We start from the raw sequence: 19,094 nt of genomic DNA, 5'->3' as shown, positions 1-19,094 counted from the left end.
CCATGACCCGTGAACCGAAGTCCCGCGCGGTGTGGACCGGCGCCGTGTGTGCCGCGGCCCTGATGTGCGCCCAGATCGCGTCTGCCGGCGCCGCAGAGGTGACCTTGAAACTGGCGGATTCCCTGCCGGCCGCTCACTCCATCACGAAGAATGCGACCCAGTATTTCTTCGATCAAGTCAAGACCCTGACCAATGGCAAGGTGGCGTTCCAGCACTTTCCGGCGGAGCAACTGGGCAAGGCGAAGGATCTGCTCACCGTCACCCAGACCGGCCTGACGGACATCGGCTACGTGGTGCCGAGCTACGCTTCGGAGAAGATGCCGCTGGGCGCGGTGGCCGAGCTGCCGGGCGGGTTCAATTCCTCCTGCGAGGGGGCGAAGGCCTTCTGGGCCCTGGCCAAGCCGGGCGGCCTGCTGGACACGCTGGAATTTAAGCCCAATGGCGTGCGCGTGCTCTATGTGGTGGCGCTCTCGCCCTATCAGGCGGTGTTCTCGGAAAAGGCCGGCTTCAAGAGCTTCGAAGATTTCAAGGGGCGCAAGATCCGCTCCAATCCCGGCCCCATGGAGCTCGCTTTGCGTGACCTCGGCGCGGTGCCGATCCGCATGACGCCGCCGGAAATCTTCGACGCCATGACCAAGGGCACCATTGACGGCGCGCTGCTGCCCTACACCTCCACCTTCTCCTATGGCCTCAACACCGTGGTGAAGGCGGTGACGGTCGGCCAGAATTTCGGCACGGTGGGCATCACCTATTCCATCAATGCCAATAAATGGGCAAGCCTGTCGAAGGATGTGCAGGACGCGCTCACCAAGGCCGGTGAGGAGACCGTGGGCCATGCCTGCGCGCTGTTCGACCAGGAAGAGGCGGCGCTCGCCACCAAGCTGAAGGAGGGCGGCACCTTGATGGTCTCCTTCACGCCAGAGCAGGAGAAGGTGCTGGCGGCCAATTTCGCCAGCGTGTCTAAGGACTGGGCGCAGAACCTTGAGAAGCGTGGCAAGCCGGCCGGCAAGGTGCTGGATGCATTCCGCGCTGCTATCGCCGCTCAGCGCTGAGCGCCTCCTTTATCGCTGATCGAACCGGCGCGGGCGCCTGCCCGCCCGCGCCGCCCCCTGTTCTTGTCCGGGAAATGACACCATGGCGGGGCTTTATTACGAGGATTTCGTGCCGGGGCGGGTGATGTCCCACGCCATCACCCGCACGGTCACCGAATACGACAACATGATGTTCAGCTGCCTCACCATGAATCCGCAGCCGCTGCACATCGACCGGCACTTCGCCGCCAAGACCGAGTTCGGCCAACCCCTGGTAAACAGCCTCTTCACCCTCGGCCTCATGATCGGCATCACGGTGGCCGACACCACGCTCGGCACCACCATCGCCAATCTGGGCATGAGCGATGTGCGTTTTCCCAAGCCGGTCTTCCAGGGAGATACGGTGCGGGTGGAGACCACCGTGATGTCCAAGCGCGAGAGCCGTTCGCGGCCCGAGGCAGGGCTGGTGGAATTCGAGCACCGGGCCTTCAACCAAGACGGCGCGGAAGTGGCGGTCTGCCGGCGCCAGGCGCTGATGCGCAGGCGTCCCGAAGCGGGGAGCCTCCCGGCATGAGTTGCGCGCCCCGTTCCTATCTGTTCGTGCCCGGCGACGCGCCGGACAAGATGGCCAAGGCCGCCGCCGGGGCCGCCGATGCGCTCATTCTCGACCTGGAGGATTCCGTCGCGCCAGGCCGCAAGGATGCGGCGTTGGAAGCGGTCTGCGCTTTTCTGGCCGCAGCGCGGGCGCAGGCACGTCCGCGCCTTTATGTGCGGCTGAATGGCACCGATCCCGACCGGGCGCTGCGGGAACTAGCCGCCTTGCCACTCCAGTCGGTCGCGGGGCTTGTCTGGCCGAAGCTGTCGCGCGTGCGCGAGCTCGACCCCATTGCCTATGGTCTCGACGCCCTGGAGGCGCGGGATGGTCTTCCCAAGGGGAGCGTCGGTATCGTCGGCATCGTGACCGAAACGGCCGCATCGCTGCTCAATGGTGCAGACCTGGGACGGGGGCATCCGCGCCTTCAAGGCTATACGTGGGGCATGGAGGACCTGTCAGCCGACATCGGCCGCGCCCCGCTCCCCGGCGCAAGCGATGCGGGCGCGGCACTGGCCGAGCATGCCCGCCTGTTCTGCCTCCTTGTGGCACGGGCCGCCGGCATCGATGCGATCGATGCGGTTGACCCCGATTTCCGCACGCCGGAGCGTCTGGCGTCGGAGACCGCCCGTGGAAGGGACCTCGGCTTCAGTGCCCGCATGGCCATTCATCCGGCGCAGATCGCGCCCATCCACCAGGGGCTCGCGCCGGACGCGGCGACCCTGAGCTGGGCGCGCCGCGTGATGGAACTGGCCGCGGCGCACCCGGACCTCTCCGCATTTCAGCTCGACGGGCGAATGGTGGACCGACCCCATATTCGCACCGCCGCTCTCATTCTCGAACGGAGCCGCGTGCCATGATCCCGCTTCTCACCGGCATTCGCGTGGTGGACATCACCTCGATCGTGCTGGGCCCGTTTGCCGGGCAGATCCTGGCGGACCTCGGCGCCGATGTGATCAAGGTTGAGCCCATGGTCGGCGACCTCGCGCGGTCCGTGCACCCGACCCAGGGCGAGGGCATGAGCGCCATGTTCCTCAACAACAACCGCAACAAGCGCAGCATCCGCCTGGACCTGAAGTCGGAAGGCGGGCGCGAGGTGCTGGCGCGCCTGGTGACGGAAGCGGACGTCCTCCTGCACAACATGCGGGTGGATGCCATCACCCGCCTGGGGTTCGGTTTCGAGGCGGTGAAGGCGCTCAATCCGCGCATCATCTATTGCTCGGCCATCGGCTTTGGCCAGGATGGCCGCTATCGCGACCGGCCCGCCTTCGACGATGTGATCCAAGCGGCGAGCGGGCTTGCCATGCTGCCCGCCCATGCGGGCGGTGAGCCGTCTTATGTGCCCAGTGTCATCGCTGACAAGGTGGGCTCCCTCTATGCGACCTACGGCATTCTGGCGGCCATCGCGGCGCGCGCGCGCGGCGTCGTGGAGGCGGTGGACGTAGAGGTGCCCATGTTCGAGTCGCTGGTGAGCTTTCTGTTCAACGAGCATCTGGCGGCGGCCACCTTCAGTGCGGAGCCCCAAGGGGCCGGCTACCACAGGCTCTTCTCCCGCAACCGCCGGCCCTATCGCACGCGGGACGGCTGGGTGGCGGTGCTGCCCTATACCGGCGAGCAGTGGCGCCGCATTCTCCAGGAGATCGGGCGCGCCGATGTGCTCTCCGCGCCCTGGTTCGCGGATGCGGGCGAACGCAGCAAGCGGGTGGACGAACTTTACAGCATCGTGGCCACCGCCATCCCCGCGCGGACCACGGCAGAGTGGCTGGACACCTTCGCCCGCCTCGACATTCCCCACTCCAAGGTGAATGACCTCGACGACCTTCTGGTGGACCCGCATCTGGCGGACGTGGGGTTTTTCGCGCCGGGAGGGCAGGGGGAGGCTGGCGCGGCCCGTGCCTTGCGCCAACCCGTCCTCTATCGCGGCGCGCCGGTGGCACCCGACCAACCCGCGCCGCGGCCGGGAGCGGATACGGCGGGCATCCTCGCCTCGCTCGGCTATTCCGACGACGAGGTGCGCCGTCTGGCGGCGAACGGCTCCATCGGCGTGGAAGGGGAGGGATGAGATGGAAATGCGCGCAGCCTATGGCCGGATCGGCATGGGGTTCCATTATGAGGATCTGAGCCTGGGTATGAAGTTCCGCACCGCGGGCCGAACCATCACCCAGGCCGACCTTTCCGCCTTCTGCAATCTCTCCTGGCTGACCGAGGAGCTGTTCACCGACGCCGACCATCGGGCGGGCATGGCCTTGCCGGCAGCGGTGGTGCCGGGCGCGCTGGTCTATTCCTTCGCCGAGGGACTGCTGCTGCCCATGATGCAGGGCACGGGCCTCGCCTTCCTGGAGGCGGACGTCCGTGTGAAAGGGCCGACCGTGGTGGGCGACACCATCACCGTCTATTGTGAGGTGAGCGAGATGCGCGTCACCTCCCGGGGCGACCGGGGGCTGGTGCGGACGCTCAATTCCGTCCGGCGCAGCGACGGCACCGAGCTTCTGACCTACAATCCCCTGCGCATGCTGAAGCTGCGCGGCATCTGACTTATGGCGCGCGGGGCCTGGCCACGCCGCCATTGATCTGGCGCGCGGGGATTGCCATCGTGCCCAGGCACCTCTTCCGCAGGATCGTCGCGCGTGCTGACGCTGAATGACCGCCAGAACACCATTCTGTCCCTGGCAAGGACGAGCGGCCATGTGGAGGTGGAGGATCTCGCCGTGCGCCTCGGCGTGACGCCCCAGACCATCCGGCGCGACCTGAACATGTTGTGCGGCGGCAATCTCCTGGCGCGCACCCATGGCGGAGCGGTGGTCTCCTCGGCGGTGGAGAACCTGTCCTACGAGGCCCGCCGTCAGATTGCCGCCTCCGCCAAGCGGGCCATCGGGGAGGCAGCCGCGCGGCTCATCCCCGAAAATTCCTCCCTGTTCATCACCATCGGCACCACCACCGAGGAGGTGGCGCGGGCCATCACCGCGCATCGGGATCTTCTGGTCATCACCAATAATATCAACGTGGCGCTGCGGCTCTATCCCTTTCCGGCGCTGCGCGTGATGGTGGCGGGCGGCCAGGTGCGCCATTCCGATGGCGCGGTGGTGGGGCCGGCGGCCATCGACATGATCCGCCAGTTCAAGGTGGACACCGCCATCATCGGCGCCTCGGCCATCGACGAGGACGGCTCACTCCTCGATTTCGACCCGCTGGAAGTGACGGTCGCCCGCGCCATCATGGAGAACGCCAGGCGGGTGATCCTGGTGTGCGACAAGAGCAAAGTGGGGCGCGTGGCGCCCGTGCGCCTCGGCCATCTCAATCAAGTGGCCGCCTTCGTCACCGACCATCTGCCATCCCCCCGCCTGCGCGCCCTGTGTGCCGCCCATGGCGTCCAGCTGGTGGAGGCGTCGCCGGAAAACGAACATCCATGACGCATTGATTTGTAAAAGAAATCTGCGTCTTTAAAGTTCGTTTTTTTCGATTGCGAACATATTGGCGTTCGCTTTAGCCTTGGCGTCAGCGCTCGCGGACACTGTCGCAATGCCGCGCCGGAGCGAGCCAATTGCGCCGGGCGCCAAGGAGAGGTCGATCCAGATGGAACGGGCGCGCGCTTCTGCGCAGGGGCAGGCGGCAGGAGCCGGCGACCGCACGTTCGACATCGCCATCATCGGCGGCGGCGTGAACGGATGCGGCATTGCGCGCGATGCCGCCGGGCGGGGCTATTCGGTCTATCTGTGCGAGCAGGGCGACCTTGCCATCGCAACCTCCTCGGCCTCCACCAAGCTGCTCCATGGCGGCCTGCGCTATCTGGAATATTACGAGTTCAAGCTGGTGCGCGAGGCGCTCACCGAGCGCGAGGTCGTGTGGGGCATCGCGCCCCATATCGTCCATCCGCTGCGCTTCGTGCTGCCTTATGGGCGGGGCATGCGGCCCTGGTGGATGCTACGCCTCGGCCTCTTCCTCTATGACCATTTGGGCGGGCGCAAGCTGCTGCCCAAGACGCGCGCGCTGGATCTCGGCCACGATGTGGCCGGCGCTCCGCTGAAAAGCGAGCTGCGCACGCGGGGCTTTGAATATTCCGACTGCTGGGTGGATGACGCCCGCCTCGTGGTGCTCAACGCCGCCGATGCCCGCGCCAAGGGCGCCGTGATCGAGACGCGCACCCGCGCGGTGGCCTTCGACCGCGCGCCCGATGCCTGGACCCTCACCGTGGAAGATCGGGAGGCCGGCACCCGCAAGCCGGTGCGCGCCCGTGTCCTCGTCAATGCCGCCGGCCCCTGGGCCGACCGCCAGATCGGCGCGGCCCGCCCGCCCTTGAAGGGCAAGCTGCGGCTGGTGCAGGGCTCGCACATCGTGGTGCCGCGCCTGTTCGACCATGACCGCTGCTACATCTTCCAGAATCCCGACGGCCGCATCGTCTTCGCCATTCCCTATGAAGGCGACTTCACCCTCATCGGCACCACGGACCTGGACTATCAGGGCGATCCAGCCAAGCCCGCCATCACGCCCGAGGAAACCGCCTATCTGTGCTCCGCCGCGAGCGAGTATTTCGCCCGTCCGGTGACGCCCGCCGATGTGGTGTGGACCTATTCGGGCGTGCGGGCGCTCTATGATGACGGCGCGAGCGCGGCGCAGGCGGCCACCCGCGATTATGTGCTCGAGCTGAACGAAGAGGCCGCGCCGCTCCTGTCCGTGCTCGGCGGCAAGATCACCACCTATCGCCACCTCGCGCTCGACGCCCTGGACAAGCTCGTCCCGCATCTGGGTCCGGCGGCCGCCCGGCGCGGCGACTGGACGGGCACGAAGCCGCTGCCCGGCGGCGATTTCCCGCCGGGCGAGACGCCGGCGCTCGCGCGGGCGCTCCAGCACGGGCGGGAATGGCTCGCCGACGCCGACGCGGCGCGCCTCGCGCGCACCTATGGCACGCAGGCGCACCAGATCCTGGAAGCGGCGGACGGGGCGCCGGAAGCCCGGCGCAGCTTCGGGGCGGGACTGACCGTGGCCGAGGTCCGCCATCTCATGGGCGCGGAATTCGCCCGCACCGCCGACGATGTGATCTGGCGCCGCACCAAGCTCGGCCTGCGGCTGTCCACGGAAGAGGTGGCGGCACTGGACGCGTTCATGGCACAGGAGCGCCGGTCCGCCGCGGCCTGACCGGCGCTATACGAAGAACGAAAAAAGGGGGAGGACGGGCGTGGACACCCACATCCTTGTCATCGACCAGGGCACCACTTCAACGCGCGCGATCGTCTTCGACCGCACCTTCGTTCCCGTAGCGAGCGCACAGCGGGAATTCCCGCAGCATTTCCCCCATCCCGGCTGGGTGGAGCACGACCCGCGCGATTTGTGGGAGACCAGCCTTGCCACCCTGCGCGAGGCGCTCACCAAGGCGGGGCTCGCGGCCTCAGACATCGCCGCCATCGGCCTCACCAACCAGCGCGAGACGGTGGTCATCTGGGACCGGGAGACGGGCGGGTCCATCGCGCCCGCCATCGTCTGGCAGGACCGGCGGACGGCGGAGGTCTGCAACAGCCTGAATGCGGAGGGCTGCGAGGCGCTGGTGTCCGAGCGCAGCGGGCTCCTCATCGATCCCTATTTCTCAGCGACCAAAATCGCCTGGCTGCTGGACAATGTGCCCGGCGCGCGGGCGCGGGCGGAGCGGGGGGACCTGGCCTTCGGCACCGTGGACAGCTTCCTTCTGTGGCAACTCACGGGCGGCGCGGTGCATGCCACGGACGTGACGAACGCCTCCCGCACCATGCTGTTCGACATCACAGCCGGCGCCTGGGACGCCGAGCTCCTGCGCCTGTTCCGGGTTCCCGAGGCGCTCCTGCCGGAGGTGCGCGACACCGCCGGCCCGTTCGGCACCACCGCCAAGGGCTGGCTCGGCCGCGAGGTGCCGGTGCTCGCCATGGTGGGCGACCAGCAGGCGAGCCTTGTGGGCCAAGCCTGCTTCGCGCCGGGCCTCGCCAAGGTCACCTATGGCACCGGCGCCTTCATGCTGCTCAATACGGGGGACGTGCGCCCGCGCTCGCGCCATCGCCTGCTCACCACCATCGCCTACCAATGGGACGGCACGCGCGCCTATGCGCTGGAAGGCGCAATCTTTTCGGCCGGCTCCACCGTGCAATGGCTGCGCGACAGCCTCGGCATCATCTCAACCGCCGCAGAGAGCACCGCATTGGCGGCACAGGCGGACGAGAGCCAGCCGGTCTATCTGGTGCCGGCCTTCGTGGGTCTGGGCGCGCCGCACTGGCGCAGCGATGCCCGTGCCACCTTGAGCGGCCTCACCCGCGGCACCACCCGCCGCGAGATCGCCCGCGCGGCGCTGGAAAGCGTCGGCTACCAGACGCTCGACCTTCTGGACGCCATGCGCGCCGACATGGCCCATGCCGGCCTCGCACGGACCGAGGCGGTGCTGCGGGTGGATGGCGGCATGTCGGACAGCGATTTCACCATGCAGTTCATCGCCGACATCCTCGCCCTGCCCGTGGATCGCCCGCAGGTGCGCGAAACCACGGCACTGGGCGCCGCCTTTCTCGCCGGCTGGCGCGCAGGCCTTTATGGCGGGCCGGAGGCGTTTGCCGCCAACTGGCACCTGGACCGCCGCTTCACGCCGCAAATGGCGGCGGACCGCCGGGACGGCAAGATCAAAGGCTGGCAGGCCGCCGTCGCCCAGACGCTTCACCTTCCCCACTGATTTTGCACCGGCGCGCGTGAAAACCGCCGGACGCAGCGGCACGTCTGCTTGACATGTTATGACGATAATCTGATTGTTATGACAATAGGCCGAACACATATCGGCCAGGAGGAAAACGCCAATGAGTCCAATGAAGCCCTCGCGGCGGCATGTGCTGCAGGCTGGCCTTGCGGCCGTCGCTGTCCCCGCCTTCATCCGCGCCGGCCTCGCGCAGGATGGCGACCTCGCCCCCTACCAGTCGGCCAAGATCGACTGGCGGCAGGCCGCCGGCGAGCAGATCACCGTGGCGGTAATCCCGGCGAGCTATTTCGACAACCTGATCGCCCTCGCGCCCCAGTTCGAGGCCCTCACCGGCATCAGCGTGCGCTTCGAGAAGATCCCGCCGGCGCAGATCCGCCAGAAGGCGGTGATCGACCTCACCTCCAAGGCGGGCGGCTATTCCACCCATGCGGCCGACCCCATGTATTACGCGCTCTATGCCGCCAACAAATGGGTGGAGTCGCTCGATCCCTATCTGAAGGATGCCGCCCTCACCGATGCGTCCTGGTTCCAGGCGGACGACATCATCCCGGCCTGGCGCAACGCCAACACCATCGAGGGCAAGCTCTATGGCGTGCCCTATGACGGCGAGGTCACGATTCAGGTCTACCGCAAGGACCTGTATGACGCGAAGGGCCTGAAGGCCGCCGAGACGCTGGAAGACTTCGTCTCCAACGCCGCCGCCCTCAACGACCCGTCCAATCGCCTGTGGGGCACGGCGCTGCGCGGCGTCGCCGGCGCGGGGCAGAATGTCTACATCTATTCCTCGCTGTTCCGCGAATTCGGCGGCGAGTGGTTCCCGGGCGGCAAGTTCCGCGTCAACGGCCCGGAGGCCGAAGCGGCGCTGAACTGGTATGTGGACGTGATGCGCAAATATGCGCCCACCGCCGCCCAGAACTGGAACTGGCCGGACATTGCCGACGCCTTCTCCCAGGGCACGGTGGCCAGCTATATCGACGCCAACACCTCCGCCTCGGTGATCAACAATCCCGAGAAGTCCAAGGTGGTGGGCAAGGTGGGCTTCGCCCGCTGGCCGAAGGGGCCGACCGGCAAGCGCGTCTCTTCCATCTGGAACTGGGGCTTCCCCATCAATGCGGCGCTGCCCGAGAAGCGCAAGAAGGCCACCTGGCTGTTCATCCAGTGGGCCGCCTCGCTGCCCACCCAGGCGCGCACCTCCTACCAATATGCGGGCCCCGCCAAGCGCTCCGGCGTCAACCGCCTGAGCCTGTGGAAGAACCCCGATTATGTGAAGCTGATGGACAGCTTCGGCGACAATTTCGTCGCCGCCACCCTCGGCGCCCTGGAACACGACACGGACGTGAACTGGCGCCCGCGCGTGCCCCAATGGCCGGCCATCGGCGACACGCTCGCCACCGCCATCCAGCAGGCGCTGGTGGGACAGGCCACCACCAAGGCCGCGCTCGACGAGGCGCAGCGGCGCCTCGAGCCGATGATGCGGGGCTGACACGGTGAGCAAGGCGACCACACTGGGCGCCCGAGGCGGATCTGCCGCCTCGGGACGCGCCGATCCCGTGCGCATGATGGAAGGCCGGGAGCGCCGCTTCGCGGCGGCGCTCATGGCCCCCGCCTTCATCGCCCTGATGGCGACGACCACCTTTCCGCTGCTGCATCTGGGCTGGACCAGCCTGCACCGGATGGACCTCGCCATGCCGTTCATGGACGGCTTCGTGGGCCTCGACAATTATCGCGAGCTGCTGGGCGACCCACGCTTCTGGTCGGCGCTCGGGGTGAGCCTTGTCTACACCGCGTCCACGGTCATCCTGCAGGTGATCCTTGGCCTTGCGCTCGCCTTGCTGGTGAACGGCATGCGGCGCGGCCAGACGCTGTTCCGCATCGTCGCCATCCTGCCCGTGGTGCTCTCCCCGGCGGTGGTGGGCATGGTCTGGCGCACCTTCATGCTCACGCCGGAATTCGGCGTCGTCGACTATCTCAGCATGACCGCCGGCCTCGGCAGCCACAACTGGCTGGGCGATCCTTCGCTCGCCCTGTTCTCGGTGGTGGTGATCCACACCTGGCAGTGGACGCCCTTCGCCTTCATGGTGCTGCTGGCGAGCCTGGCTGCCCTGCCGGAGGACATTTACGAGGCCGCGCGCATCGACCGGGCGAGCCCCTGGCAGAGCTTCGTGCGCATCACCTTGCCGCTGCTGCGGCCGGCCATCGTGATGGTCATCATCATGCGCACCATGGTGGCGCTCACCGCCTTTGCCGCCATCTTCACGGTGACGGGCGGCGGGCCGGGCACGGCCACCGAGATCCTCAACCTCTATGCCTACCGCAAGTCCTTCACGGAACTGTCCATCGGCTATGGCTCGGCGCTCGCCGTGGCGCTGCTGATCTTCACGCTGGTGGTGACCGGCATCCTCTTTGCGCTCCGGAGGGCCAAATGAAGGGCCGCAAGCTGCGCCTCGTCCTGCTCCTGGGGGTCTCCGGGCTGTTCCTGCTGGCCTGGATCTTCCCCATCTTCTGGAGCCTGCTGAACGCCTTCAAGAGCGAGCAGGACGTGCTCGCCTATCCGCCGAAGCTCATCTTCACGCCCACTTTGGCGGCCTTCGACGACGTGCTGTTCGGGCCGACCTCCATCGTGCCCAACCTCGTCTCCAGCTTCATCATCTCCATCGGCACCACCATCGTGACCATGGTGCTGGCCATCCCGGCCGCCTATGCGCTCGCCCGCCTGCGTGTGCCGGGCAAGAAATGGTCGGGCTTCTATGTGCTGGCCACCCAGATGCTGCCGCCGGTGGGCATCATCATTCCCTATTTCCTGATCCTGCGGGACATTGGCTGGATCGATACCTACCAGGGCATCATCCTCATCTATCTGTCCTTCTCGCTGCCCTTCGCCATCTGGCTGCTGGTCTCCTATTTCGAGGACCTGCCCTTCGAGATGGAGGAGGCCGCCTTCATCGATGGCGCGAGCCGCATGATGACGCTCTGGCGCATCATCCTGCCCCAGGTGCGCGGCGGGGTGGCGGTGACCGTGGTGTTCGTGTTCCTGAACGCCTGGAACGAGTTCCTCTTCGCCGTTGTGCTGTCGGGGAACGTGGTGCGCCCGGTCACCATCTCCATGTTCAACTTCGTGTCGGTGGAGCAGACGCTCTGGTCGAAGCTGGCGGCGGTGTCGGCGCTCGCCATGCTGCCCGTCATCATCCTCGGCATCATCGCCCAGAAACACATCGTGAAAGGCCTGACGGTCGGCGCCGTCAAGGGAGGAGGACGTCGATGACCGCGCGCGGACTGGTCCAGATGGAAAACATCGTCAAGCGGCACGGCACGTTCGAGGCGCTGAAGGGCATCGACGTGGAGATCCGCCCCGGCGAATTCTTCGCCATGCTCGGCCCCTCCGGCTCCGGCAAGAGCACGACGCTGAGGATCCTTGCCGGGCTCGACGCACCCACCTCCGGGCGCATCCTGCTGGACGGGGAGGATGTCACCGGCGCCGATGCGCGGGCGCGGGACGTGGCCATGGTGTTCCAGAGCTACGCCCTCTATCCGCACATGAGCGTGGCCGAGAACATCGCCTTCCCGCTCGAAATGGCGAAGGTGCCGAAGGCCGAGATCGCCCCCGCCGTGCGCGAGGCGGCGGCGAAGGTGAAGATCGACCATCTGCTCGACCGCAAGCCCGGCCAGCTGTCCGGCGGCCAGCAGCAGCGCTGCGCGCTGGCCCGTGCAATCGTGCGCAAGGCGCGGCTGTTCCTGCTGGACGAGCCGCTCTCCAACCTCGATGCCATGCTGCGCCTCGCCACCCGCGTGGAGCTGAAGAAGCTGCAGCGGTCGCTCGGGGTCACGGCGGTCTATGTGACCCACGACCAGGAGGAGGCGATGACCCTCGCCGACCGCATGGCCGTGTTCCAGGAGGGAGAGATCCGCCAGATCGGGCGTCCCGCGGAGGTGTTCGCCGCCCCCAATTGCATCGAGGTGGCGGCCTTCATCGGCAGCCCGCCCATGAACCTCCTGGCCACCCGCACGACAGCCGGCGGCGTGCTCATCGGCGGGCGGCACGTGCCGTTGGCGGCGCCCCTGGAGGCGGGCCGCGAGGTGGTGGTGGGCATCCGCCCGAGCGCCGTGCGCTTCGACCCGGAGGGCATCCCCGTCTGCGTGGAGGTGGTGGAAAATCTCGGCGATGCCGCCATCCTGGATTTGACACTGGACGGGATGCCCCTGCGCGCCCGGTATGACCGTTTCCCGCTGCCCCGCGAGGGGGAGACCATGGCCGTCTCCTTCGCCCCGCAGGACATCCACCTGTTCGACCCCATCACCCGCCGCCGGATCTGACCCATGCTGACGCCTTTGAAGGGCAAGGCCGCGCGTGACGCCGCCCCTCCCGCCGCTGGCGGGCCGCTCCACATCCAGGTGCGCGAAGCCATCCGCAGCCAGGTGCGCGAAGGAAAGCTCATCGACGCCGAGGGCCGGCTGATGCCGGAAGCGGAATTGGTGAAGCATTTCGGCGTGAGCCGCATCACCATCCGCCACGCCATCCAACCCCTTGTGGCCGAGGGCATGTTCGCCCGTGAGCGCGGCCGCGGCACGTTCCTGAAGTCCAACAAGCCGGAAAACTGGCTGGGCCGGCTGATGGGCTTCTCGGAGACCATTCGCGACGCCGGCTTCGAGCCCGGCGCGCGCATCCTCCACAAGGGCATGACCAACACCCATCACGAGGCCGTGCGCGAGGCCCTTAAGGAACGCGCCGTGTGGGAATTGAAGCGCGTGCGGCTGGCGGACGACATCCCCATCGCCATCGAGCACGCCTTCTATCCCCCCGACATCGGCCTGGAGCTGGAGACGCGCGACCTCGTCTCCATCCTCATGTACCGGGTGTTCGAGGAGGAGCTCGGCCTCAATATCAAGGAGGCCAGCCAGAGCATCTCCGCGACCCTTGCGGACGAGGCCACCGCCGGTGTCCTCGGCATCGCCCCCCGGGACCCGCTGCTCGCCATGGAGCGCCTGACCATCTCGCGGGAGGGCCGGCCGCTGGAGCTGCTGCGCTCGGTCTACCTGCCCGACTATTTCCGCTTCACCATCAATCTGACGCGGCGGTCGTGACCAAGGTCACGCCGCGCCCGGGAGCCTTCCATGCCTGACGCGCCCACTTCCAAGCGCCCCAACATCGTCCTCATCCTCAATGACGACATGGGCTTTTCCGACATCGGCTGCTATGGCGGCGAGATCGAGACCCCCAACCTCGACCGCCTGGCCGCAAACGGCCTGCGCTATTCCCAATTCTACAACACCGCCCGCTGCAGCCCGTCGCGCGCCTCGCTGCTCACGGGCCTGCATCCCCACCAGACCGGCATCGGCATCCTGACCTACAGCACCGGGCCGGAAGGCTATGCGGGCAATCTGAACAAGAATTGCGTGACCATCGCGGAGGTGCTGCGCAAGGCCGGCTACCGCACCCGGCTGACCGGCAAGTGGCATGTGGCTTCCAATCTCACCGAGCCCACCGACACCTGGCCGCTCCAGCGCGGCTTCGACGAATTCTACGGCACCATCATCGGGGCCGGCAGCTTCTACTGGCCCAATACGCTCACCCGCGGCAATGCCAATGCCGAGCACGAGGCGGTGGAAGATCCGAACTTCTTCTATACCGACGCCATCTCCGACGAGGCGGCCGACTTCATCCACCGCCACGCGCGGGACAATCCCGGCACGCCCTTCTTCCAATATGTGGCCTATACGGCGCCCCACTGGCCGCTCCACGCCCATCCCGAGGACATCGCCAAGTATAAGGGCCGGTTCGATGCCGGGTGGGACACGCTGCGCGAGGAGCGCCTCGCGCGCATGATCAAGGCGGGGATCATCCACCCCAACTGGAAGCTGACCGAGCGCGATCCCACCCAGCCGCCATGGACGGATGCGCAGGAGCGGGAATGGCTTGCCCGCTGCATGGAGGTCTATGCCGCCCAGATCGACCGCATGGACCAGGGCATCGGCCGGGTGCTCAAAGCGCTGGAGGATACCGGGCAGATGGACGACACGCTCGTCATCTTCCTGTCCGACAACGGCGCCTGCGCCGAGGATATTCCCGATGATGTGACGCCCCAGGTGCTGGTCGAGGACCTGATGATCGCGCAGGAAAAGACCCGCGACGGCCGTCCGGTGCGCTTCGGAAACATCCCTGAGATCATGCCGGGCGCCGAGGATACCTATCAGAGCTACGGGGTGGCCTGGGCCAACCTCTCCAACACGCCGTTCCGGCTCTACAAGCATTGGGTCCACGAGGGCGGCATCGCCACCCCGCTGATCCTGCACTGGCCGGCACGCATCACGGCGGGCGGCGAGCTGCGCCACATGCCCGGCCAGTTGCCGGACATCATGGCGACCATCCTCGACATCACCGGTGCCGCCTATCCGCAGACCCACGCGGGCAATGACATCCTACCGTGCGAGGGGGAGAGTCTGGCGCGCTCCTTCCCGCAGGATGACACGCGCGATACCCCCATGTTCTGGGAGCACGAGGGCAATGCGGCGGTGCGCGTCGGCCAGTGGAAGCTGGTGCGCAAGTATCCCGGCCCCTGGGAGCTCTATGACATGGAGGCTGATCGCACCGAGCTGCACGACCTTTCCGCGGAGCATCCCGAGCGGGTCACGGAGATGATCGCGCTCTACCAGGCCTGGGCCGAGCGCTGCGGCGTCATCCCGCGCGAGAAGATCCTGGAGCTGATGAAGGCCCAGGGGGCCGCCGCCTTCTGGGAAGAGGAGGAGGCGTGAGCGAGGCCCGCCGCAGCGGGACGCAGGACGCAGCCGGCGGCGCCCCGACCTGCTGCTGCGCGCGCCGCGGCGGCGGGACTGAGGCCGTGCCGCCGCCGCCCCGCGCGGGGCGGGGAACCGCCTTTCGCTGGGTGGCGCTGCCCGGCGGGCGATTCCTGATGGGCACGTCCGGCGCGGAAGGCTTTGCCGGCGACGGCGAGGGACCGGCGCGGCCGGTGACGCTGAGCCCGTTCGCCGTCTCCGCCTATGCGGTCACCAATGCCCAGTTCGCCGATTTCGTCCGCGACACCGGCTATATGACCGAGGCCGAGCGCTTCAACTGGTCCTATGTGTTCCATGCGCTGGTGCCGCCCGAGAGCGCCGCCCGCATCGCGCGGGTGCCGGCTGAGGTGCCCTGGTGGCTACCGGTGCCGTTCGCCTATTGGGCACAGCCGGAAGGGCCCGGCACCACCGTTCTCGATCGCTCCGATCACCCGGTGGTGCACGTCTCCTGGAACGATGCCATGGCCTTCTGCGCCTGGTCGGGCACCCGCCTCCTGAGCGAGGCGGAATGGGAATATGCCGCCCGCGGCGGGCTGGAGGGCCAGCTCTATCCCTGGGGCAACGCGCTGACCCCCGACGGCGTGCATCGCTGCAACATCTGGCAAGGCACCTTTCCCGACCACAACACGGCCGACGACGGCTTCGTGGGCACCGCCCCCGTCCGTGCCTTCGCCCCGAACGGCTACGGGCTCTTCAACATGGCGGGCAATGTGTGGGAATGGTGCCGGGATGTCTTCAGCCGCGACTATCACCGCGTGACCGCTGACCACGACCCTTTGCATGAGGGGCCGGGGGACAGCCGGTCCATGCGCGGCGGCTCCTATCTGTGCCACAGCTCCTATTGCAACCGTTACCGGGTGGCGGCGCGCACCTCCAACACGGCGGCGAGCAGCAGCGGGAATATCGGATTCCGGGTGGCGGCGCTCACGCTCCCCTTCCAGGGACTCTGATTTTCGGCCACCGGTGAACCGGTCCGGGTGCAGGCGGGATGGTCCGGACAAGCCAAGGCCGGCACAAGGGCCGGCCTTGGGGGGTGTTGTGGGATCGCCGGCGGCAGGGCCGCCGGCTAAGGTCAGTGGACGCTGGCGGCGCTCCGGCCGGTCTTCCACAGAGAGTAGGCGATGCCGCCGCCGATCATGGCCAGGGTCACGCCCAGAGAAATGGCCGGGTCGAGCTTGCCGTAGAAGTAGTTCCAGAAGATCTTGCCGCCGATGAAGACGAGCACGAGCGCCAGGGCATACTTCAGATACTCGAAGCGGTGGACCATGGCGGCCAGCGCAAAGTAGAGGGCACGCAGGCCCAGGATGGCCATGATGTTGGCGGTGAACACGATATAGGTGTCGGTGGTGATGGCGAAGATGGCTGGCACCGAGTCCACCGCGAAAACCAGATCCGCGATATTGATCACGATGAGGGCCACGAAGAGCGGCGTCACCCACAGCACGATCTTGCCGGTCGACGGATGGGGCTGGCGCACGAAGAAGCGCTCGCCATGGAGCTGAGGCGTCACCCGCAGATAGCGCGAGAGCAGCCGGACCACAGGGTTGCGGGACACGTCCGCATCGCCTTCCTTCACCACCAGCATCTTGATGCCCGTGCCGATCAGGAACGCGCCGAACAGCAGCAGCACCCAGTCATATTCCTGCACCAGCGCCGCGCCGACGCCGATCATGATGCCGCGCAGCACCAGCACGGCGATGATGCCCCACACCAGTGCGCGATACTGGTAGATGCGCGGAATGGCGAAGTAACTGAAGATCAGGGAGATGACGAAGACGTTGTCGATGGACAGCGCTTTCTCGATGGCATAGCCCGTGAAGTACTGCATGCTGGCCACCGGGCCCATGGAGTACCAGATCCAGCCACCGAAAACGACGGCAACGGCGATGTAGAAGGCGGACAGCTTCAGGCTTTCGGCGATGCCGAGTTCCTTGTTGCCCTTGTTGAGCACGCCAAGGTCGAAGGCCAGCAGCACGAAGACGATGCCGAGAAAACTGAGCCAGAGCCACAGCGGCTTGCCCACCATTTCGGCGGTAAAGAGGGCGATCAGGGTGTCCATGTGATCCTCGGTTCAGGGCCGGCGATGCACGCACAGGAAGATCCGCAGCGCGGGGGCACGCGCTGCGGACCGCCTGCGGCAAACATCCGCCCGGATGGTCGGTGGGTGGGGAGGACCGACATGGCGGCTGATGCCGTCAGAGGGGCCCGGACCTCGGTTCGGGACTGATGGGAAGGCGAGGCGAGAGGCCTCAGCGCAGCAAAGTGGGCTTGAGGTCGGCGAAGCGGCGCCTCTTGCGGACCACCATCACATCGGCGATCTGACGACCTTCGCGGCGGATATATTCGATCTGGGCACCAAGCTGGTGCTTCATCCGCCGCAGCGCCAGGATGCGTTCGCCATCGGGCTCTTCCCGCTCCCGCTCCGCCTGCATCTCGGCATCAAGCAGCGAGCGACGCGTGGTCAGGGACTTCAGGAACGTGTCCACGTCAAAATCCTCCTTTCGACCTGCACAGGATGGAGTGGACGGCTCTATAGCTCCAATGCATAGTTTCAATAATCTCGATTGAGTGAAGCTATCGCCATGGCGTTCAGACCGACCCATCGTCAGCTCGAATATACGGTGGCTCTGGCCGAGACCGGCCATTTCGGCGCGGCGGCGCGGCGCTGCCATGTCTCGCAGCCCACCCTTTCCGTGCAGATCGCGCAGCTGGAGGCTCAACTGGGCGCCACCCTATTTGACCGCACGCCGGGGCGGGTGCAGCCGACACCGGTGGGCGCGCAGGTGATCGCGGCCGCCCGAGGCATCCTGCTCTCCCTCGACGACATCGTCGCCATGGCGGCGAGCGGCAACCGGAACCTGGGCGGGCTCATCCGCCTGGGCGTCGCCCCCACCTTCGGCCCCTATTTCCTACCCAATCTGCTGCCGACGCTGCATGCGCGCTATCCGGCGCTTCAGATCTACATCAAGGAGGAGCGCCCCTCTGTGATCCTGCGGGACGTGGTGGCAGGCGTGCTCGATTGCGGCCTCGGACCGGCTCCCGATTCCCCCCACGCGGTCACTTTCCGGCGCCTGTGCCGGGAGACCATCTTTCTCGGCGTACCCAAGGATCATCCGCTCGCCAGCGCCGGGCATGTGGACCCCCATGCGCTGCGTGGCGAGCGGCTGCTGACGCTTGGGCGAGGCCACCATCTGTTCGAGCGGGGGCGGGAACTTGCGGCCGCATATGGCGCGGACATGCGCGAGGACTATGAGGGCACGAGCCTCGATGCCCTGCGCCAGATGGTGCTCATGGGCATGGGCATGTCGCTCTTCCCCGAGCTCTATGCCCGCTCCGAGTTCCGCGTCGCAGACCATATCGCCCTGCTGACGCTGGACGGTTGGCCCGCAAGCCGGGACATGGGCTATTTCTGGCGCGCCGGCAATGGGCGCGCCGCCCAGTTCGAGGAACTGGCCCGCGAAAGCGAGGCGACCTGTGCCGCTCTCGGGCTCACGCTCGGGTGAGGGGAGGGGCGCGCTGTAAAGAGGCGCCGCCTAGTCCGCCCCAGCGCGCCAGGCGGCCCGTTCCGCGAAGATGCGCGTCACCTCCTCCATGTTCTCGGTGCCCCAGGTGCACAGGGGAACCAGCGCCAGGGCGAGAGTCTGGCCGCGCGGGGTGAGGCTGTAGTCCACCCGGGGCGGCACTTCCTTGTAATCGGTCCGCTTCACCAAGCCATCCGCCTCCAGCTCCTTGAGCTGCTGGATCAGCATCTTGTCGCTGACATTGCGGATCGAGCGGCGCAGTTCGCCATAGCGGGTGGGGCCGCCTTGGGCGACGAAATAGAGGATGAGGGGCTTCCACTTGCCAGCGATCACCCGCAGCGTCGCATCAAGGCCGCAGGTGAAGCCGGGCAGCGTCGGGGTGCATCCCTGGATAGCGGGCGCGGCGGGAAATGACGGGTCTGTGGGCATTCCGGGTACTTACCAAAAGGTGCATACTTGTC

Annotated in this window: 19 protein-coding genes; 16 read left to right on the top strand and 3 right to left on the bottom strand. The window is 67.1% G+C overall.

What is annotated here, in order from left to right; translation table 11 throughout:
* Window positions 1–2 precede the first annotated feature (2 nt).
* The 15 genes from J5J86_RS24105 (at window position 3) to J5J86_RS24035 (ending at window position 16,062) form a co-directional block, all read left to right on the top strand.
* The gene (locus tag J5J86_RS24105; protein WP_209102812.1) at window positions 3–1,052 is read left to right on the top strand and encodes a TRAP transporter substrate-binding protein; all 1,050 of its coding nucleotides are present in this window, start codon (window positions 3–5) and stop codon (window positions 1,050–1,052) included.
* Between the two features lie 82 nt (window positions 1,053–1,134).
* On the top strand, window positions 1,135–1,605 hold the full coding sequence (locus J5J86_RS24100) for a MaoC family dehydratase (protein WP_209102811.1): 471 nt from the start codon (window positions 1,135–1,137) through the stop codon (window positions 1,603–1,605).
* Window positions 1,602–2,483 carry an HpcH/HpaI aldolase/citrate lyase family protein gene (locus tag J5J86_RS24095; protein ID WP_209102810.1) on the top strand — a complete coding sequence of 294 codons (882 nt, stop codon included), beginning with the start codon at window positions 1,602–1,604 and terminating at the stop codon, window positions 2,481–2,483. The genes J5J86_RS24100 and J5J86_RS24095 overlap by 4 nt, the downstream gene beginning before the upstream one ends.
* Window positions 2,480–3,685, top strand: a complete 1,206-nt coding sequence (locus J5J86_RS24090) for a CaiB/BaiF CoA transferase family protein (protein WP_209102809.1) — start codon at window positions 2,480–2,482, stop codon at window positions 3,683–3,685. Before J5J86_RS24095 ends, J5J86_RS24090 begins: the two co-directional genes overlap by 4 nt.
* Window position 3,686: 1 nt before the next feature.
* The gene (locus J5J86_RS24085) at window positions 3,687–4,157 is read left to right on the top strand and encodes a MaoC family dehydratase (RefSeq protein WP_209102808.1); all 471 of its coding nucleotides are present in this window, start codon (window positions 3,687–3,689) and stop codon (window positions 4,155–4,157) included.
* 96 nt (window positions 4,158–4,253) lie between these two features.
* Window positions 4,254–5,033: a DeoR/GlpR family DNA-binding transcription regulator gene (locus J5J86_RS24080; RefSeq protein ID WP_209105527.1), complete on the top strand. Its 780-nt coding sequence runs from the start codon at window positions 4,254–4,256 to the stop codon at window positions 5,031–5,033.
* Window positions 5,034–5,196: 163 nt separating this feature from the next.
* Window positions 5,197–6,756 (top strand): glycerol-3-phosphate dehydrogenase, encoded by a 1,560-nt coding sequence (glpD, locus tag J5J86_RS24075; RefSeq protein WP_209102807.1) that lies wholly within the window; start codon window positions 5,197–5,199, stop codon window positions 6,754–6,756.
* Window positions 6,757–6,796: 40 nt separating this feature from the next.
* Window positions 6,797–8,302 carry a glycerol kinase GlpK gene (glpK, locus tag J5J86_RS24070; RefSeq protein ID WP_209102806.1) on the top strand — a complete coding sequence of 502 codons (1,506 nt, stop codon included), beginning with the start codon at window positions 6,797–6,799 and terminating at the stop codon, window positions 8,300–8,302.
* Between the two features lie 121 nt (window positions 8,303–8,423).
* On the top strand, window positions 8,424–9,806 hold the full coding sequence (locus J5J86_RS24065; RefSeq protein ID WP_209102805.1) for an ABC transporter substrate-binding protein: 1,383 nt from the start codon (window positions 8,424–8,426) through the stop codon (window positions 9,804–9,806).
* A 4-nt stretch (window positions 9,807–9,810) separates the two neighbouring features.
* Window positions 9,811–10,749 carry a carbohydrate ABC transporter permease gene (locus tag J5J86_RS24060; protein WP_209102804.1) on the top strand — a complete coding sequence of 313 codons (939 nt, stop codon included), beginning with the start codon at window positions 9,811–9,813 and terminating at the stop codon, window positions 10,747–10,749.
* Window positions 10,746–11,585 carry a carbohydrate ABC transporter permease gene (locus J5J86_RS24055; protein WP_209102802.1) on the top strand — a complete coding sequence of 280 codons (840 nt, stop codon included), beginning with the start codon at window positions 10,746–10,748 and terminating at the stop codon, window positions 11,583–11,585. Before J5J86_RS24060 ends, J5J86_RS24055 begins: the two co-directional genes overlap by 4 nt.
* Entirely contained in the window at window positions 11,582–12,634 is a 1,053-nt protein-coding gene (locus tag J5J86_RS24050) for an ABC transporter ATP-binding protein (protein WP_247657808.1), read from the top strand. Before J5J86_RS24055 ends, J5J86_RS24050 begins: the two co-directional genes overlap by 4 nt.
* 3 nt (window positions 12,635–12,637) lie before the next feature.
* Window positions 12,638–13,402, top strand: a complete 765-nt coding sequence (locus J5J86_RS24045; protein ID WP_209102800.1) for a GntR family transcriptional regulator — start codon at window positions 12,638–12,640, stop codon at window positions 13,400–13,402.
* A gap of 30 nt (window positions 13,403–13,432) precedes the next feature.
* Window positions 13,433–15,070, top strand: coding sequence for an arylsulfatase (locus J5J86_RS24040; RefSeq protein WP_209102798.1), 1,638 nt, complete (start codon window positions 13,433–13,435; stop codon window positions 15,068–15,070).
* Window positions 15,067–16,062 carry a formylglycine-generating enzyme family protein gene (locus J5J86_RS24035; protein WP_247657807.1) on the top strand — a complete coding sequence of 332 codons (996 nt, stop codon included), beginning with the start codon at window positions 15,067–15,069 and terminating at the stop codon, window positions 16,060–16,062. The genes J5J86_RS24040 and J5J86_RS24035 overlap by 4 nt, the downstream gene beginning before the upstream one ends.
* Before the next feature lie 122 nt (window positions 16,063–16,184).
* Here J5J86_RS24035 and J5J86_RS24030 read toward each other — a convergent pair whose 3' ends face one another.
* Both J5J86_RS24030 and J5J86_RS24025 read right to left on the bottom strand, forming a co-directional pair.
* Complete coding sequence (locus J5J86_RS24030; protein WP_209102797.1) at window positions 16,185–17,171, bottom strand: TerC family protein; 987 nt, start codon at window positions 17,169–17,171, stop codon at window positions 16,185–16,187.
* A 190-nt stretch (window positions 17,172–17,361) separates the two neighbouring features.
* Window positions 17,362–17,598: a hypothetical protein gene (locus J5J86_RS24025; protein ID WP_209102795.1), complete on the bottom strand. Its 237-nt coding sequence runs from the start codon at window positions 17,596–17,598 to the stop codon at window positions 17,362–17,364.
* A gap of 96 nt (window positions 17,599–17,694) precedes the next feature.
* Between J5J86_RS24025 and J5J86_RS24020 the strand changes: the two genes are divergently transcribed.
* Window positions 17,695–18,615 carry a hydrogen peroxide-inducible genes activator gene (locus J5J86_RS24020; protein ID WP_209102794.1) on the top strand — a complete coding sequence of 307 codons (921 nt, stop codon included), beginning with the start codon at window positions 17,695–17,697 and terminating at the stop codon, window positions 18,613–18,615.
* 30 nt (window positions 18,616–18,645) lie between these two features.
* Here the strand turns inward: J5J86_RS24020 and J5J86_RS24015 are convergent, their stop codons facing one another.
* The gene (locus J5J86_RS24015; protein ID WP_209102791.1) at window positions 18,646–19,062 is read right to left on the bottom strand and encodes a winged helix-turn-helix transcriptional regulator; all 417 of its coding nucleotides are present in this window, start codon (window positions 19,060–19,062) and stop codon (window positions 18,646–18,648) included.
* Between the last annotated feature and the right edge of the window lie 32 nt (window positions 19,063–19,094).

The sequence above is a fragment of the Aquabacter sp. L1I39 genome (assembly GCF_017742835.1).
Taxonomy (GTDB): Bacteria; Pseudomonadota; Alphaproteobacteria; order Rhizobiales; family Xanthobacteraceae; genus L1I39.
Note: the sequence above shows the minus strand (reverse complement) of the source record. Positions and strands in the feature narration are given on the sequence as shown.